Raw genomic sequence first — 15,725 nt, 5'->3', positions numbered from 1 at the left:
GGTCGTGACGGAGGTTTTGGGACGATGAAGGATGGAACGGGCGATAATCGCGGCTTTTTCGGCCAACATTTACATAGAGATCAAGAGCAGCTGTCAGGAACGGAACCTCGTTTGACATTTGCCGAATTGGAATTGGAAGACGCCACAAAGCAGGCGAACGGCAAGGCGGAACCTGTGAGCCGAGTTGTTGCGCCGGACCCGTGGGACCGTGAGGTGGATTGGCGTCAGGACTTTCGTTATGTTTCGCGGGAGCAGCTGTTCGTCCAGAAAGCAAAGGAGCTGGAGACGGCTGTAGAGGGAATGGCGGAGTTTGTCCCTTTTCAGACGTATTGGCCGACATATGATGAAATGCAGCCACGGCAGCTGAAATGGTATTTATACTGGCGGAGTGAAGTCCGCTCCGGACAGTATCCGGATACCGACCTGTCGTACCTATTCATCTACTTGTACGAGTTAATTCATGGGGTCGGTTGGTCTGAACCTGCCGAGGGATACACGTTAATGGAACGGGTCTGGCAAGGGTATCGGCAGCGTTATCCCAAACTGGACCTTTATGTGCGGGAATGGTTATATGATCTGGCTTTAGTGTTTGATTTAGAGATGCCGCCAGCGGAGCCGATGGCCAAGCTTCCACGCAATTTGTCGATGGAGCTGAAGGAGCTGGAATGGCGAAGAAGGCTCACGGCGGATCCGCTGGAAGTGAGCTGGGAGCTGCTCCTTACGCTGACTGATTATGATGTGGAGAAAAGCCGTTTTTATTTGGAGCAAGGGCGTAAGGAACTGCGGAACTATGTGCCGAAGGTTGTCTCTTTGGTGGACGGTTATCTCTTAAGGAACAAGGGAAGCCGTATTCTGGAGCTGCATAAGCCGATGGAACAGAGAGTATCCCGTTTCCTGTTCCGCAGCGCCGTGTACGACCATGATCTGTACGGACGAACTAAGCCGGTCTCCATTTTGCCTTATAGCGGGCATCCGCCGCTTCGCGCGTTCCTGACCCAGCTCGTTCGCCTGACGGAGAATAAATTGCGTGAGCGGATGGGTTATAAGGGCAAGCTTCGAGGAATCAAACTGGGGCCAGAGATTGAACAGTTGGTCGACCGATACCTGAGCAAGGAATTCGATCGTCGCAAGGCGGAAGAAGTGAAAGCCCGGATCCCTAAGGTGAAAATCAACACCGCCAAATTACGCAAGCTGCAGCAAGAATCCGACGAAGTGCGGGACATGCTGCTCAGCGAAGAGCTAACGCTGGCGTTTGCGCCGGAAGCGCCGGGCCTGCCGCCAGAGAGGGCTGCAAGCCCTCAGGGGATATCAGTTATCGAACCGCTGCAGCCGGCTTTTGATTTTGAGCGGGGGTATGAACAGGTGCCAGAAGAGGTTCCTCTGCCTCCGATCGAGGAACGGCGCGAGACCATTGAAACTGAGGGAGAGGGTGTGGCAAACCTGCCGGCGGAATGGCAGGAGCTGTTCGCGAGCCTTACCGCGCCCCAGGCGCAGATGCTGGCCGCTTTGTTCCAGGGGCAGAGTGCTGCAGAACGCCAAATGATCGCCGAGCAAGCTGGATCTATGCCTGAACTGCTGGTCGATGAAATCAACGAGCTCGCGATGGAGCGGATCGGGGATCTCTTGGTCGAGGGGGACGAAATCTTGGAGGATTACCGTGTGGAGCTTGGTAAGTGGCTAATAACACAATGCTAAGCCAGCACCGATCACATAGAGGAAAAGTTTTCAAATGATGAGGTGACTTAGGATGAAACAGGTGCAAATCCCGAAGCGGTTGACCACAGCGCTCGTCAATTCCTTGACGGCCGGAGTTGTACCGCGGGTAGGACTAGAGCATATCGCAGTCGGGCGTAAACCGGAGGTAGCGTCGATCCTGCAGGACATGGACAATATTGCGGAGGGCGGGGCGGCTTTTCGCCTCATTTCCGGTCGTTATGGGAGCGGCAAGAGCTTCCTGCTTCAGATGATTCGCAACTATGCCATGGACCGCGACTTTGTGGTAGCCGATGCGGATCTGTCGCCGGAGCGCCGGTTGGTGGGCACGAAAGGGCAGGGCTTGGCGACCTACCGGGAGTTGATGATGCATTTGTCGACCCGGACGCGGCCGGACGGCGGCGCGCTGGAGACGATGCTGCAGAAGTGGATCGCTGCCCTCCAACAAGAGCAGATGCAGGCCAGCGGCCTCCGGCCCGGCGATCCGCAGCTGCATGATGCGGTCGAGCTGCGGATTTATGCGGTGACGAACGAGATGCAGAGCCTGGTGCATGGATTTGACTTCGCCAAGGTACTGGCCGCCTACTGGTCGGGGTACAAGCTTGGTGATGATGACCGGAAAGCAGCCGCCCTGCGCTGGCTGCGCGGCGAGGTTCCGACCAAAACGGAAGCACGCCAGGAGCTGGGCGTCGGCGTCATCATCGATGACGACAATTGGTATGACTACATGAAGTTATGGGCGGAGTTTGCGGTGCGCATCGGGTATCGCGGGCTGCTGCTCTTTATCGACGAAGGTGTGAACCTGTACAAAATCACGAACAGCGTCTCCCGCCAAAGCAATTACGAGAAGCTGCTGACGATGTTTAATGACACGATGCAGGGAAAGGCACAATACCTGGGTATCTATTTGGGCGGGACACCGCAGTTCGTCGAGGATGAACGACGCGGGCTGTTCAGCTACGACGCGCTTCGTACGCGGCTTATGGACGGACGATACAGCAGCGGGACACGGCGTTCGTACACCTCGCCGATCCTGAAGTTGGACATGCTGTCGCATGAGGAGATCCTGCTGTTGCTGCAGAAGCTGCGCGAAATTCACGCGTTGCATTTTGGGTACGACGTACGTCTGACCGATGAGCAGTTGATCGCTTTCATGCAGGCGGCGGTGAATCGGTTAGGAGCCGAGGAGCTGCTCACGACACGTGAGGTTGTGCGCGATTTCATGGATGTGCTGCACCTGCTGCATCAGCAGCCGTCTTTGTCTTTCGAGGAGCTGATGGGCGAACGGGAGCAGGAGTATGCGGCATCCGGGAATCAGGGTTCCAAGAACAAGGGCGGCACCGACGAGTTGGACGATTTCTTGGCGGAGTTTGAGCTATGAGCGGGGCAAATTCGTTCTCCCGGTTAGCGCCGTTCATTCAGGAATACATATACCGCAAAAAATGGGATTCGCTGCGCGATGCCCAGGTAGAAGCCTGCCGGGTGTTGTTCGACACGCCCAATCACCTCCTGATCGCGTCGGGGACCGCGTCGGGGAAGACGGAGGCGGCCTTTTTCCCTGCGCTTACAGAGCTCTATCATCGGCCTTCGGAATCCGTCGGCATTCTTTACATCGGACCGCTGAAGGCGTTGATTAACGATCAGTTCGAGCGGATCAATGAGCTGCTGCGGGACGGGGAAGTGCCCGTCTGGCATTGGCACGGCGATGTGGCGCAAGCGGAGAAGACGAAGCTGATGCAGCGCCCCTGCGGCGTTCTGCAAATTACGCCCGAATCGTTGGAAGGGCTGCTGATGAACCGCCCGAATGCGATCCCCGCATTGTTCCATGATCTGCGATACATCATGATCGATGAAGTACACGCGTTCATGGGAGCGGACCGGGGCATTCAGGTGATCAGCCAGTTGACCCGATTAGAGCGTATGGCTTCCTGCTCGCCAAGGCGAATCGGCTTGTCGGCTACGCTTGGCGATTACGATATTGCCGCTCGTTGGCTAGGGGCGGGGACGCCGCAGCCGGTGGAGGTGGTCTCTCCGCAAGGCGGGCGTAAGCTGAAGCTGTCAGTCGAGCACTTCTCCTTCCCGGATGCCCGGGACGAACGAGAAGCGGAGCATCTGGAGCTGGCTAAGCAGAACTATTACAACTTCATCTATGACAACACCCATCGAAAAAAAGCGCTCGTCTTCACCAACAGCCGCACCGACGCCGAGCTGACTACGCTGGAGCTGCGCCGGATTGCCGCCAAACGGGAGGAGCGCGACGTATTTCATATCCATCACGGCAGCATCTCCGCGATGCTGCGCGAGGAGACCGAGGCCGCGCTTCGCTCCGGCCCCGGCCCGGCGGTCGCCGCAGCGACAGTGACGCTGGAGCTCGGCATTGACCTCGGCGAGCTCGAGCGGGTCATCCAGCTTGGCGCGCCATACAGCTGCTCCAGCTTCGTGCAGCGGCTGGGCCGCTCCGGCCGGCGCGGCGATCAGGCGTCGGAGATGATGTTCCTCTGTGCGGAGGAAGAGGACGAGGACGCCCAATTGCCTGCCCGGATGCCATGGATGCTGCTGCGGGCCATCGCCGTCATCGAGCTATACGTCCGTGAGCGCTGGGTAGAACCCGTGGCTCTGCGCAAGAAGCCGATAGGCGTGTTATACCATCAGACGATGAGCACGCTCAAGAGCATCGGTGAAGCGGAACCGGCCGATTTGGCTCGGGCCGTGTTAACGTTGCCGGCGTTTCGCGGTGTCGAGCCCGAGGAGTACAAGGGGATGCTGCAGTATTTGCTGCAGACCGACCACATCCAGCAGACCGAAGAGGGCACGCTGATCATCGGACTTGGCGGGGAGAAGGTGGTGAACAACTTCCGCTTCTACGCCGTCTTTAAGGACGATGAGGAGCATGTCGTTTACAACGGCTCCGAGGAAATCGGCAGCATCACCACCGTGCCGCCGCCTGGATATTGCTTCTCGCTGGCCGGGAAGCTGTGGAAGGTAGAGGAAGTGGACAGCAAGCATAAAGCGGTGTACGTGAAATCCTCCCGCGGGAAGGTGGATACGCTTTGGCTTGGCGCCGGGGGAGATGTCCATACCCGGGTCATGCAGAAAATGCGCCAAGTATTGGAGGAGCATACGTTGTACCCGTACCTCGCCCCGGGTGCAGCCAACCGCTTGGAGCGGGCGCGCCGGTTAGCCCGGGAAAGCGGGCTATTGAACAGCCCGGTAATTCCGGCGGGCGGCGACTCGCTGTTTATTTTGCCTTGGGCAGGGAGTAAGCAATTCCGCACACTGGAGCGCTTGCTGAAGCATAATCTGACGGACCCGATGGGGTTGCGTCAGGTGGTGCCGATGGAACCCTATTATATGGTTGTGGCGGGGAGAGCGGGCGCCAAGGAACTACTATCCGCCATCCAGGCGGAACTCGCATCCGTCGACCATCCGGAGGCGCTGCTGGCGGCATCGGAGGCTCCTTATCTGGGCAAATACGATGAATTTATGCCGCCTGAGCTGGTGCGGCGAGCTTTTGCCGCAGACGGACTGGACATAACAGGTTTAGCTGAGGCTCTGGAGGCTGCGGGAAAGCCAAGTGAAAATCCACTCGGATCGAGTAGTTCTGATGAGTAGAGGAGGACGACCATGAGTATTGAACACATCTTAGAGCGGATTGTTACCCGCCTGCAGAGAACGGAAGGCCTTCAGGCTATTGTACTGGGAGGATCGCGGGCGACGAATACCCATCGCCCCGATTCGGATATTGACATCGGTCTGTATTATGAAGGCGAGAAAGGTTTGGATATCGCCGGGTTAAGTCAAATCGCGACGGAACTTGATGATCAGCACCGTAGCGATTTGCTGACGGGGATCGGCGAATGGGGACCGGGGGTTAACGGCGGCGGTTGGCTCGTCATCGGCGGATATCATGTTGACTTCCTGTACCGGGATATAACCGTTGTCGGTAAGGCAGTTGAGGATTGCTGCGAAGGAAGAGTCCAAATGATGTACCAAACGGGGCATCCTCATGCTTTCCTGAACAGCATGCATATGGGGGAGGTAGCGGTTTGCCGGATCTTGTGGGACCGGGAAGACCGGTTGACCCAGCTGAAAATTCAAACCCATCCGTACCCGCCTCTATTAAGAGAGGGCATGTTACGGCAGTTTCTGTTTGAAGCAGGCTTTTCTCTGATGCTTATGGAATCTAGTGCCGATCGTGACGATATCTCATACGTAACCGGGCATGCTTTTCGTAGCGTGTCCAGCCTCAACCAAGCACTTTATGCGTTAAATGGGCGCTATTGCTTGAACGAGAAGAAGGCGGTACGCAACATTCAATCGTTTGACATCCGACCGGAGCGTTACAAAGAACGATTGGATCTCGTTTACGGAAAGCTTGGACCGGACCCGCAGGGAATCCACGAGAGCATTCATGAACTCCGAACCTTAATAGATGAGGTACATGAATTGGCGAAGAAGCCAACGGGGGAGGAATCTGAATGACCGCAAAATCGAAAATTAGCGCCCCGCAGCTCATGGCCGATTTCATAGAAGCCGATTGGAATGAAGTGTTGCGCGATGAGGACCATGAACTGGTTGGAGCAACGGTGGTGGGCGCGTCTTATGAGCAGGAAGTCATGGAAAAATGCATTTTATCCAAAGTGGTGCTCCGGGGCTGCTCTTTTGCTGGTACCGTATTCGAGCGGATGGACATGACCGATGTCGTGCTGGAAAATTGCGATTTGTCCAACGCGGTGCTGGAGAAAGCGATCATCCATCGGGTGCATTTCAAGGATTGCAAGTTGACGGGGCTCAATTTCTCGAAAGTCAATGCAGGCTCCGTAACGTTTGAACATTGCGTTATGAATTTGAGCGATCTGGTGGAAGCCTCCTTGAAACTGGTCAGATTTCAGGACTGTTCCTTGCAAAACGCGAATTTTTACGGCTGCAAATTCAAGGAGGTCGAGCTTCTGGGGTCGGATCTCAATGAGGCTGATTTTAACGACACCTCTCTGAAGGGAATGGATATCAGCACATGCACGTTTGAACGCGTGGATATTCCAACCTATGCTTTGGTAGGCTGCACGGTTTCTCAGGAACAAGCGATGGGCTTTGCCAAACTGCTTGGCTTAATCGTAAAATAGAAAGAAACGAACTCAACCGCAAAACGCCCCACCTAGACAATACAGCTTAGGTTGGGGCGTTTTGCTAGAATTAAGGAATTCCTTCGGCGATCACTTTAGCTCCAGTATCATCTTATTACTGCCGGGTTCGGCACGAAAACCAAGCAAATCGCGGTTGATGCGCAGCATGGGACCGTTCATGGAATCGTTATGCGTCCGCAAGTAGGGGACGCGGCAACCCATTGCGGTCTGGATCGCCAGCAACTTCAAGGCTAAAGCGATATGCCGTCCGCGGTATTCCCGCAGCACGCCGGTGAACTCGTGGTACATCGCCTGCGTTTGCTCGTTTTGCTGAAGCGTCACGACGCCGACGTAACGTTCCCCGTCTTTGGCGATATGAATCCACTCGGGGCGGACGCCGGGTTGGTTGATACTCCATTTCTTCCACTCTTCGAACCAGGGAAAGCTTCCAGAGAATCCGGGGATATCCAGGTGAGTTGCCTGGTATAGCTCATGCAGCTTTCGTTCGTTAGCTTCACCGGGCTCATCCGCCAATGTAATGAACTCGATGCCGGTGCTCTGAGCTGCAGGAATCGCGCTAAGCAGGTTACCGTCATCGAACGCCGCCAGATCCAGTACGGACTCGAATGTGTGGCGTTCCTGGTCATATCCTCTGCGCGTTGCAAAAGCCAAGGAAGAGGCATCGTTATCTCTCATGTAAATGGTCAGACGACTGGCTTTGACTTTGGTAGACCAGCGTTGAACTTCATTGTAAATGGCACGGCCAACGCCGTTCATTCGCTTCTCCGGCCGCACCACTAAGGTGAACATGAGCTCGCCCGGCTCCGTCCAAGGAGCGCGCCAAGCATGGGCGTATGCAATGATCCGGCCCTGCTCGTCTTCAGCAACCCATTTGGGATGATCCCAGCCCGTTAGTTTCCCCTCTTCGTTATAGTCCAACTGGCCCGGCGGAATTTTGGCGTCTTCTTCCTCTAATAACATCCCGGACGTTGGCTCTGAGGCAATGAAGTTAATCAGTTCGGCGACCGCGTTATAATCGTCCGGTTTCCGTATTTCTCGAATCGTGTACGTTATCAATCCTTAACCCCCTATGTAATCGGTTCTTCTTTTGCCATTATCTCATGCCAATCGGTTATGAGGAGGGTAAGGTTTGGATATAAATAGAAATTCCTGAAATTCAACCTGTATTGCAGGAGGGTTGCTATGCGATTCAAAACAAAACGAGATCCGTTGTTCACAAGTCTTTGGACGGCGTTGATTCTGGTTGCGAATTTGGTGATTCTATGGCCGCTGCTTCTTGATCCACAGGTGTTATCGTCGGGAGGACTCGTTGGGCTTATCGTGCCCGATGTGCTTGTGACCGCCTTGCTGGGATGGCTGGCGATCGATATCTCCTATGTGTTCAAAGAGGAGGTGCTATTTGTCAAGGGAGGTATGTTCCGTTCCAAAATTCGTTATGAGGAGATTACTCAAATTACGCGTCATCCGAATCTTTGGGTGGGGTACCGACTCATCTCCTCACGTGATGCGATAGAGATCCATTACCGAACCGGCGCCCTTGGCAGCGTTGTGGTCTCACCGGCGGATCAGGAGCGTTTCATCGAAGAGCTGATTCGGCGTAACAACTCCATTCAAATCGTTGATAGATCCTAAGCGTTGGGATGCAGGTCACATCGCCGCAAGTCCAATTTTGCTAAACTAGAGGGAAAAGCAGGGGAAGAGAAGGTGTGCTTATCTCATGGTGCATGTGTCCAGTTTACTCATTCCGGCAGCGGTGTTACTCCCCAATTTATTGTTTATCGTTTGGCCCCCGAAGCCCCTACCCGGATGGAAGGAAACCAAACAAAACCGAATGTATCAAATCACCGAAAACCTCGGACGGGTAGGCGTCATGGTTCTACCCTTGTTCTCGGCGATAAGAATGGAAGGCGGACTTGAATCGATCGCACTCGGGATAATGCTCCTGAGCTTAGGAATTTACAGCAGTGGCTGGATTCGCTATCTTCGGAATGAACGCGAGTACCGCTACTTATACGCGGCAATGTTGGGTATTCCCGTGCCGATGGCGGTCATGCCGGTCCTGTATTTCATAAGCGCCTCGCTGCTGATGCATTCCGTCCCGCTATTGGTTTGCAGCCTAATTCTGGGGATCGGACATATTCCAGCCAGCATCCAAATCCAACGTTCTCTCCCAAAAATTAACTAACCTGAAAAAGGGCGGATGCCCGCCCCTTTTTGCTCTTTCGAATCTGTATCCTGCTTAGTTCACCTTCGTAAACATCCACTTTTGCGCGTCCGTGCCGTTATCCGTCCACTGTTGCACCGCTGCACCGTCCGCCGTCGAAGCGCCGGACACATCCACCACTAAACCGCTGGCTTTGGATACCAGCTTGAAATATCCGCCGCCCGCATCAACGATTCGCCAACGTTGAGCATCCGTACCATTGTCGGTCCATTGCTGCAGCTGCACGCCGGTGGCCGTACTCGCGCTTGGCACATCCAGTACCTTGCCGCTGTGGATAGCGGTCAGCTTGTAGTATCCATCGCCCGTGCTATCCAAGCGGAAGCGCTGATTGCTGGCGCTGTAATTGGTCCACTGTTGAATTTTGCCCCCATCCGCGGTGGAGACGTCCACCACATCTAACACCTTACCGCTGGCTTTTGACGCGATGGTATAAACTGCGCCATTCTCAAGAGTAGGCGAAGTACCGCCCTGGTCCTGATAGACACGTACATAATCCACCAGCATCTGCGCCGGGAACGGCGTAGACCCATCCGGACTGCCCGGCCAATTGCCGCCGACGGCCAGATTCAGCAGGAGGAAAAACGGCTTCTGAAATTCTTCCGTATTTCCGGTTCCGTTTGCAATGTAAAACTCATTATATTGGACACCATCCACGAACCAGCGGATATAACTTGAGTCCCACTCCACCGTGTACGTATGGTATTGGGAGAAATCTAAATTGCCCGAGGTCCGGCCATAAGAAGCGTATCCGTTCGCGTCCCAATGTACAGTGCCGTTGACAACCGCGTTCTGATTTACGCGTTCCATAATGTCGATTTCGCCGCAATAAGGCCAGCGAATCGAAGTGATGTTCTCGCCCAGCATCCAGAATGCCGGCCAGAGGCCTTGTCCGGTCGGAAGCTTGATTCGGGCTTCGATTTTACCGTAAGTGAAACTCTTTAAGCCTTGGGTTTTGATGCGCGCCGAGGTGTAGTTTCTACCTTCGTAATTTTCCTTCTGGGCCGTGATCACCAGATTGCCGCCGGTGACTTGCAGGTTTTGCGGCCGATCCGTGTAGTACTGGAGTTCTTTGTTTCCCCAGCCGTCCGTACCGGTTCCTATTTCAGGAGTCCAGTAAGTACGATTCAGCGAGGAACCGTTAAATTCGTCGCTCCAGACTAGCTTCCAGTTTGGAGCCGCGCTTGTGGTGCTGGGTGCAGGCACAAAGACAACCAAGAGGGTGAACAGCAGAAAGAGGAGAATCGGTTTACCGCGTTTTAGCATCATGAATTCGCTCCTTTCAAAAATTGAATGGTTTGGGCTAACTGCCACGTGCGAGGTTCATACTAAACCGGTTTCGATTAAAATGATAGCGCTATCATTACATAGATTACCATTTAAAGGTTAGATTTACAACTGTTTTTTTGGAAGGTTTTTCAAATGAACTCGGTTCTGATATTCTTGTATCAACGAATGATAGAACGGGAGGAATCGTATGGAGCTGCGGATAGTGGAGGCGTCAGATGCTGTGATCTATCAGACCCTTCGTTTGAGAGGTTTGCAGGATCATCCGGAGGCGTTCGGATCAACTTACGAGAGAGAAGCAGCTTTCTCGGCTGAGACGGTGGCGGATCGCATCAAACCAAACGAAGACCGGTTCGTGCTGGGCGCGTTCGACGAAGATGGGACATTAACGGGCATCGTTACCTTTGTTCGGGAAAGCTCCCCCAAAGCACGGCATAAAGGAACTGTATTCGGGTTGTACGTCACGCCCCGGATGCGAGGCCAAGGAATAGGTCAGGTGCTGATGCAGGAGCTCCTATCGAGAGCTAAGCAGCTGGATGGGCTGGAACAGCTCAATCTAGCGGTCGTAACTACAAACGGGATGGCTCTCAAACTCTACGAATCGATGGGGTTTCGGACCTACGGAACCGAGCGAAGAGCCTTGAAATGGGACGGCAAGTATTATGACGAGGATTACATGGCGTTAAAACTGAACTAAACGGGGGACGGAAGATGGAAATGATCACGGAACGACTGCACCTCAGGGATTATACGTGGGAGGACGAGAAGGAGGTTCATGCTTATGCCTCTGATTCCTTGGTGGTGGAGCATATGCTCTGGGGACCGAATACGGAGGAAGAGACGCAGGATTATTTGAGACAAGTGATCCAGAAGCAAGAACAAGTGCCACGCACAGCGTATGATCTGGCTGTCGTCATCCGTGAGACCGGTCAATTGATCGGGGGTTGCGGCTTGTTCTTGGAGGGGTATAGACAAGCCGAGCTCGGGTATTGCTTCAATCGTATATATTGGGGGCGAGGTTACGCGACGGAAGCAGCGAAGGCCCTGGTGCGCATGGGTTTTCAAGATTTAGGCTTGCACCGAATTTATGCGACTTGTCGTCCGGATAATAGGGGCTCCGCTAAAGTGATGCTAAAGCTTGGGATGCGATACGAAGGGCATTTTCGGGAACATCGTTGGCATAACGCGAAATGGCGGGATTCGTATCAGTATTCGATTCTATCAAGAGAGTTTGAGTAGGAGGAGATCGGGAATGACAACGCAAGCTGCTAAGAATGAACTATTGAACCAATTTCGCGAATGGACAAGTTATGTCCGAGATCTCGAGTCATTGGATTGGACGAAGCCCCTTAACGAAGGGAAGTGGTCTGTCCACGGGTTGGTCAGCCATTTGATGATGTGGGACAAATATTTCTGGGAGAGGGCTATCCAGCCCATCTCGCAGGATCAGCCCCTTTCGTTGCAGGAGCTGGATTTTGACGAATTTAACCGTGAGGCCGTGGAGTTCGGGCATTCGAAATCAAAATCGGAATTAATCGAGCTTGCCGTGTATTATCGCCGCTTGATCCTCGAGGCGATTGAGGGCATGGATGAGGCGAAGCTTAATCAAACCTATGGAGAATTTACGATAGAATCCTATCTACGCGATTTTATTTGGCATGATCAGCATCATCGGAGTCAAATCGAAGAACGTAAAGCGTATCTTGTATAAAACCTGTAACGGTATCCTGTTGAAAGTGATCGATAGAGCGGAGAGAAGGAGAGATAACTGATGAGGTATTTCAAGAAGCTGGAGGGATCCAGGTTGTATCTGTCCCCCGTGAATCCCGAGGACGTAGAGACCTATACCCGGTGGATCAATGATCTTTCGGTGTCCGTCAGACTGGGGAGTTCCAGAGAAGTGTTTGGGTTGCAACGGGAACAGGGCTTGCTGGAAGACATGGTCAAAGAGGGCCAAAATTTTGCCATTGTTCGGATGAACGAGGACCAGCTGCTAGGGAATTGTTCCTTGTTTGCGATGGACCCGATTCGCAGAGTAGCGGAGGTCGGGATCTTCTTGGGAGATGAGGAACAGCGGGGGCAGGGTTACGGAACCGAGGCGTTGCAACTCATTTGCGAATATGGGTTCAAAATCTTGAATCTCAACAATATCATGCTGCGCGTGTTCGAATTCAACCAGCCGGCCATCCGGTGTTATGAAAAAGCGGGGTTCCGCGGTTTCGGCCGCCGATCGCAAAGCTATTATATGAATGATACGTACTTCGATGAGATTTATATGGAAATGCTGCGGAGCGATTGCAAGACCACCTATCTGGATGCCAAGCTGCCCCGCCGCAACTAACATCCAATAGAACTTCAAGACGACCCGGCCTTCCTGTGTGCGACGAGCCGGGTCGAACTCTATACGGAGGGGGAGATGGTGCAGATGAAGCTTGTAATTATTTTTGGCCCGCAGGCGGTAGGAAAGATGACGGTGGGCCAGGAACTGGAGAAGCTTACCGGACTGAAGCTGTTTCATAATCATATGACGATAGAGCTGGTTTCGCATTTTTTTGACTATGGTTCTCCCGCCGGTAAACGGTTGGTAGGTTTGTTTCGGGAGGAAATCTTTGAAGAGGTAGCAAAAAGTGACTTGCCTGGGTTGATTTTTACCTATGTCTGGGCGTTTGACCTCCCGTCTGACCGGGAATATGTTGAACATATCCGCCGAATTTTTGAATCCCGGGGCGGTGAAGTGTACTATGTCGAATTGGAGGCTGATCTGGAGGAGCGGCTCATCCGCAACCGTGATCCGCATCGTCTGCTGCATAAGGCGAGTAAAAGAAATCTGGCGCGCTCCGAAAAGGAGCTACTTCAAACCCTGGAGAAACATCGATTGAACTCCTTGGACGGCGAGATACAAGAAGCTAATTACATCAAAATCAACAATACCGCCTCTTCCCCGGACGAGGTGGCGCAAATGATCCAGAAGCGGTTTCAGCTATAGTTGCTTTGGAGTTACCCTAAAACCGAAAAAGGAGTGGCAAGCATGAAAGCAACCATTCTGACATTTTCCTCTCATTGGAACATAGAGATCAACGTTAGATACGTTCAGGTCGCAGATACCAATCGGAAGCTGGTCGTCTTGTTCCCCGGGAAGAATTACTCTTGCGAGAAGCCGACGCTGCACTATGCCGGTCTTGCTGCCCGGGAGTGCGGATACGATATCCTGGCACTGGAGTACGGTTATCAGGCCGCCCGAGCGGATCTGGAATATCGGGAGATTCCGAAGGTCATCGAGGATTGTGAACAGGCGGTGCGGCAACTGATCGGCAATTATGAAGAGATCGTGTTCATCAGCAAAAGCCTGGGCACGGTCGTGGCCGGGGAAGTCCATCGCAAGCTAGGCGCTGGAGCGGCAATCCGGCATATTTACTTGACACCGATTCCTGATTCGCTGCCGTATATCCATGAAACTCGAGCGGTTGTGGTTTACGGCACGAAGGACGACCTGTTTCCAACTGAATTGGCAAGCCGCCTAAAGGTTTCAAACCGGCTTCAGGTTGTGGCCATTCCCGGTGCCAATCATGGCCTGGAGACGGAGCGGGCGGAGGAAAGCCTGGAGATTTTGCGCGAGCTCACCGTGATCTACAAGGATGTGCTTCGCGAGGCGGAGCTTCGGCCGTGACAACAGGGGCATGAGAACGAATCTGCTTGGAGGACAACATGATGAGCGAAACTGAAATTTTTGACATCTACACCATAGAGATGAGGAAGCTCGGCACCGCCTCTAGACAAGAGGTACATACAAAAGGTCTGTGCAATCAAACCTTTCATTGCTGGATTATGAAACGGAACGTAATGGGCGAAGTCGATCTCTTGTTTCAACGGCGCCATGCGAACAAAGATGTTTTCCCTTCGCTGCTGGATACTTCCTGCGCAGGGCATCTGCAAGCTGGAGAAGACGCAAGGGACGGGATTCGTGAACTGGAGGAGGAGCTCGGACTAGCGGTACGGGTTGAGGATCTGACTTATATCGGAAAGGTAACCCAAGAGCATCTACTTTTACCCCATTTGATCGATCGTGAGTTTAACCATGTATTTCTCTACGAAAGCGAACAGCCTTTGGTCGATTACCGCATCCAGATTGAGGAGCTGACGGGGCTTTATTGGGTTAGCCTGCGAGAGTTTCAGGAGTTGCGCCGCGGGGATCGCGACCAATTGTCGTCGACCGGAGTTTACGTGGATGAGGCCAGCGGGACCTTGATCGAAGAAGAGGCCACATGGCGTCTAACGGATTTTACGCCCAATTCGGACGAGTACTATCAATTGTTATTTGACCAGATCGGAAAGAGGTAACGAATGGTGAAACCTCAGGATAGGCGGTGGGCTGCCATCGCGCTGGTCGGATATTCCTTGCTGCTGATTTACTGGATGTTGTTTGGTTTCGGCCGAGCACCGCATGATACATATATGTACAACTTGAAGCCTTTCTTAACAATCTGCCAATTTCTTCGGGCAGGTGATTTTATGTCAGCCCGATGGCTCGTAAATATGATTGGGAACATCGGCGTATTTATCCCTTTTGGTCTCCTGATGCCCATGGTGTTCGGAGGGAAGCTGCGGAGAGAGATTTTTCTTTTTCTGTCGGGAGTCGTGATCCTGGAAATCTTGCAGCTGGTACTGAAGAGAGGCAGCTTCGATGTCGACGATATGATTCTCAATACGACGGGTTTTCTGCTGGGCTTCGGCATATATAAACTATATGACAGGATGCTAAGCAAGCCAATATAAGCGAAGGACGTGATATTGTTGAATAAGGAAAAAAGTCTGCTCGTTTTTATTTTCTATTGGGGATTGTTTAGCTAGCTTCGGTCTGGGGAAAGGGGGAAATCCACTTTGGAATCCAGGAAGTTTGTCGACGCGAAAATCAAACGATCCATCGCGGATCATGCGGAGCAGACGGATCAGCGGATATTGGCGTTATGGGCGGCGGATTGCGCCGAACGCGTGCTGGCCTGCTTCGAGGCGGAGCGGCCGGGAGATCAGCGGCCGCGGAAGGCGATTGAAGCGGCACGCGCCTGGGTGCGCGGCGACGTCAGCATGGCCGCTGCACGCGCAGCGGCGTTTGCGGCGCATAACGCGGCGCGCGAAGCCGGCCATGAGGCCGCCAGCGCGGCAGCCCGAGCCGCCGGCCATGCGGCGGCGACCGCGCATGTGGCGGAGCATGCGGCGCACAGCGCCACCTACGCCGCCAAGGCGATGGCCCGCGCTGCAGGCGACGCGGACGCGGCCAAGGCGAAGACAGAGATGGAACGGCAGTGGCAGCTCCGCCGGCTGCTTGATCATCGAATTTCATGATAAAAGGAGATACACCAATG

Annotated in this window: 18 protein-coding genes; 16 read left to right on the top strand and 2 right to left on the bottom strand. The window is 53.7% G+C overall.

Features of this window, described 5'->3' with window-relative positions:
- The first annotated feature begins 24 nt into the window (after positions 1-24).
- The 5 genes from M0651_RS11070 to M0651_RS11050 are packed head-to-tail and all read left to right on the top strand — an operon-like array spanning position 25 to position 6,836.
- Positions 25-1,695: a TerB N-terminal domain-containing protein gene (locus tag M0651_RS11070; RefSeq protein ID WP_248551808.1), complete on the top strand. Its 1,671-nt coding sequence runs from the start codon at positions 25-27 to the stop codon at positions 1,693-1,695.
- A 52-nt stretch (positions 1,696-1,747) separates the two neighbouring features.
- Complete coding sequence (locus tag M0651_RS11065; RefSeq protein ID WP_248551807.1) at positions 1,748-3,094, top strand: ATP-binding protein; 1,347 nt, start codon at positions 1,748-1,750, stop codon at positions 3,092-3,094.
- On the top strand, positions 3,091-5,325 hold the full coding sequence (locus M0651_RS11060; protein ID WP_248551806.1) for a DEAD/DEAH box helicase: 2,235 nt from the start codon (positions 3,091-3,093) through the stop codon (positions 5,323-5,325). The genes M0651_RS11065 and M0651_RS11060 overlap by 4 nt, the downstream gene beginning before the upstream one ends.
- Positions 5,326-5,337: 12 nt before the next feature.
- Positions 5,338-6,195: a nucleotidyltransferase domain-containing protein gene (locus M0651_RS11055; protein ID WP_248551805.1), complete on the top strand. Its 858-nt coding sequence runs from the start codon at positions 5,338-5,340 to the stop codon at positions 6,193-6,195.
- The gene (locus tag M0651_RS11050) at positions 6,192-6,836 is read left to right on the top strand and encodes a pentapeptide repeat-containing protein (protein WP_248551804.1); all 645 of its coding nucleotides are present in this window, start codon (positions 6,192-6,194) and stop codon (positions 6,834-6,836) included. The genes M0651_RS11055 and M0651_RS11050 overlap by 4 nt, the downstream gene beginning before the upstream one ends.
- Positions 6,837-6,926: 90 nt before the next feature.
- Here M0651_RS11050 and M0651_RS11045 read toward each other — a convergent pair whose 3' ends face one another.
- Positions 6,927-7,913: a GNAT family N-acetyltransferase gene (locus M0651_RS11045; RefSeq protein WP_248551803.1), complete on the bottom strand. Its 987-nt coding sequence runs from the start codon at positions 7,911-7,913 to the stop codon at positions 6,927-6,929.
- Positions 7,914-8,039: 126 nt separating this feature from the next.
- On the opposite strand from M0651_RS11045, the gene M0651_RS11040 reads away from it, so the two are divergent.
- Both M0651_RS11040 and M0651_RS11035 read left to right on the top strand, forming a co-directional pair.
- Positions 8,040-8,489, top strand: coding sequence for a PH domain-containing protein (locus tag M0651_RS11040; protein WP_248551802.1), 450 nt, complete (start codon positions 8,040-8,042; stop codon positions 8,487-8,489).
- Between the two features lie 199 nt (positions 8,490-8,688).
- The gene (locus M0651_RS11035) at positions 8,689-9,042 is read left to right on the top strand and encodes a hypothetical protein (protein ID WP_248551801.1); all 354 of its coding nucleotides are present in this window, start codon (positions 8,689-8,691) and stop codon (positions 9,040-9,042) included.
- A gap of 54 nt (positions 9,043-9,096) precedes the next feature.
- Here M0651_RS11035 and M0651_RS11030 read toward each other — a convergent pair whose 3' ends face one another.
- Positions 9,097-10,347 (bottom strand): RICIN domain-containing protein, encoded by a 1,251-nt coding sequence (locus M0651_RS11030; protein WP_372490938.1) that lies wholly within the window; start codon positions 10,345-10,347, stop codon positions 9,097-9,099.
- Between the two features lie 208 nt (positions 10,348-10,555).
- Here M0651_RS11030 and M0651_RS11025 point away from each other — a divergent pair, with 208 nt between their 5' ends.
- The 9 genes from M0651_RS11025 (at position 10,556) to M0651_RS10985 (ending at position 15,705) form a co-directional block, all read left to right on the top strand.
- Positions 10,556-11,062, top strand: a complete 507-nt coding sequence (locus M0651_RS11025) for a GNAT family N-acetyltransferase (RefSeq protein WP_248551800.1) — start codon at positions 10,556-10,558, stop codon at positions 11,060-11,062.
- A 14-nt stretch (positions 11,063-11,076) separates the two neighbouring features.
- Positions 11,077-11,604 carry a GNAT family N-acetyltransferase gene (locus tag M0651_RS11020; RefSeq protein WP_248551799.1) on the top strand — a complete coding sequence of 176 codons (528 nt, stop codon included), beginning with the start codon at positions 11,077-11,079 and terminating at the stop codon, positions 11,602-11,604.
- Between the two features lie 13 nt (positions 11,605-11,617).
- Positions 11,618-12,076 carry a DinB family protein gene (locus tag M0651_RS11015; RefSeq protein WP_248551798.1) on the top strand — a complete coding sequence of 153 codons (459 nt, stop codon included), beginning with the start codon at positions 11,618-11,620 and terminating at the stop codon, positions 12,074-12,076.
- 60 nt (positions 12,077-12,136) lie between these two features.
- Entirely contained in the window at positions 12,137-12,706 is a 570-nt protein-coding gene (locus M0651_RS11010; protein ID WP_248551797.1) for a GNAT family N-acetyltransferase, read from the top strand.
- Between the two features lie 84 nt (positions 12,707-12,790).
- Complete coding sequence (locus M0651_RS11005; RefSeq protein WP_248551796.1) at positions 12,791-13,351, top strand: DEAD/DEAH box helicase family protein; 561 nt, start codon at positions 12,791-12,793, stop codon at positions 13,349-13,351.
- Between the two features lie 42 nt (positions 13,352-13,393).
- Positions 13,394-14,032: an alpha/beta hydrolase gene (locus tag M0651_RS11000; protein ID WP_248551795.1), complete on the top strand. Its 639-nt coding sequence runs from the start codon at positions 13,394-13,396 to the stop codon at positions 14,030-14,032.
- A gap of 41 nt (positions 14,033-14,073) precedes the next feature.
- Positions 14,074-14,703 (top strand): NUDIX hydrolase, encoded by a 630-nt coding sequence (locus tag M0651_RS10995; protein WP_248551794.1) that lies wholly within the window; start codon positions 14,074-14,076, stop codon positions 14,701-14,703.
- A 3-nt stretch (positions 14,704-14,706) separates the two neighbouring features.
- Complete coding sequence (locus tag M0651_RS10990; protein WP_248551793.1) at positions 14,707-15,138, top strand: VanZ family protein; 432 nt, start codon at positions 14,707-14,709, stop codon at positions 15,136-15,138.
- 105 nt (positions 15,139-15,243) lie between these two features.
- The gene (locus M0651_RS10985) at positions 15,244-15,705 is read left to right on the top strand and encodes a putative immunity protein (RefSeq protein WP_248551792.1); all 462 of its coding nucleotides are present in this window, start codon (positions 15,244-15,246) and stop codon (positions 15,703-15,705) included.
- The last annotated feature ends 20 nt before the right edge of the window (positions 15,706-15,725 follow it).

Origin of the sequence: Paenibacillus mellifer (assembly GCF_023195895.1) — a bacterium.
GTDB classification, from domain to species: Bacteria; Bacillota; Bacilli; order Paenibacillales; family Paenibacillaceae; genus Fontibacillus; species Fontibacillus mellifer.
The sequence above is the reverse complement of the archived record's forward strand: the minus strand, read 5'-3'. Positions and strand labels throughout refer to the sequence as shown.

Bases quoted from the DNA above. Each gene is read 5' to 3' on its own strand.
- M0651_RS10990 (WP_248551793.1), top strand. From the start codon at position 14,707: ATGGTGAAACCTCAGGATAGGCGGTGGGCTGCCATCGCGCTGGTCGGA.
- M0651_RS11000 (WP_248551795.1), top strand. From the start codon at position 13,394: ATGAAAGCAACCATTCTGACATTTTCCTCTCATTGGAACATAGAGATC.
- M0651_RS11055 (WP_248551805.1), top strand. From the start codon at position 5,338: ATGAGTATTGAACACATCTTAGAGCGGATTGTTACCCGCCTGCAGAGA.
- M0651_RS11015 (WP_248551798.1), top strand. From the start codon at position 11,618: ATGACAACGCAAGCTGCTAAGAATGAACTATTGAACCAATTTCGCGAA.
- M0651_RS11035 (WP_248551801.1), top strand. From the start codon at position 8,689: ATGTATCAAATCACCGAAAACCTCGGACGGGTAGGCGTCATGGTTCTA.
- M0651_RS11030 (WP_372490938.1), bottom strand. From the start codon at position 10,347: ATGATGCTAAAACGCGGTAAACCGATTCTCCTCTTTCTGCTGTTCACC.
- M0651_RS11050 (WP_248551804.1), top strand. From the start codon at position 6,192: ATGACCGCAAAATCGAAAATTAGCGCCCCGCAGCTCATGGCCGATTTC.
- M0651_RS11065 (WP_248551807.1), top strand. From the start codon at position 1,748: ATGAAACAGGTGCAAATCCCGAAGCGGTTGACCACAGCGCTCGTCAAT.
- M0651_RS11005 (WP_248551796.1), top strand. From the start codon at position 12,791: ATGAAGCTTGTAATTATTTTTGGCCCGCAGGCGGTAGGAAAGATGACG.
- M0651_RS11070 (WP_248551808.1), top strand. From the start codon at position 25: ATGAAGGATGGAACGGGCGATAATCGCGGCTTTTTCGGCCAACATTTA.
- M0651_RS10995 (WP_248551794.1), top strand. From the start codon at position 14,074: ATGAGCGAAACTGAAATTTTTGACATCTACACCATAGAGATGAGGAAG.
- M0651_RS11025 (WP_248551800.1), top strand. From the start codon at position 10,556: ATGGAGCTGCGGATAGTGGAGGCGTCAGATGCTGTGATCTATCAGACC.
- M0651_RS11020 (WP_248551799.1), top strand. From the start codon at position 11,077: ATGGAAATGATCACGGAACGACTGCACCTCAGGGATTATACGTGGGAG.
- M0651_RS11010 (WP_248551797.1), top strand. From the start codon at position 12,137: ATGAGGTATTTCAAGAAGCTGGAGGGATCCAGGTTGTATCTGTCCCCC.
- M0651_RS11060 (WP_248551806.1), top strand. From the start codon at position 3,091: ATGAGCGGGGCAAATTCGTTCTCCCGGTTAGCGCCGTTCATTCAGGAA.
- M0651_RS11040 (WP_248551802.1), top strand. From the start codon at position 8,040: ATGCGATTCAAAACAAAACGAGATCCGTTGTTCACAAGTCTTTGGACG.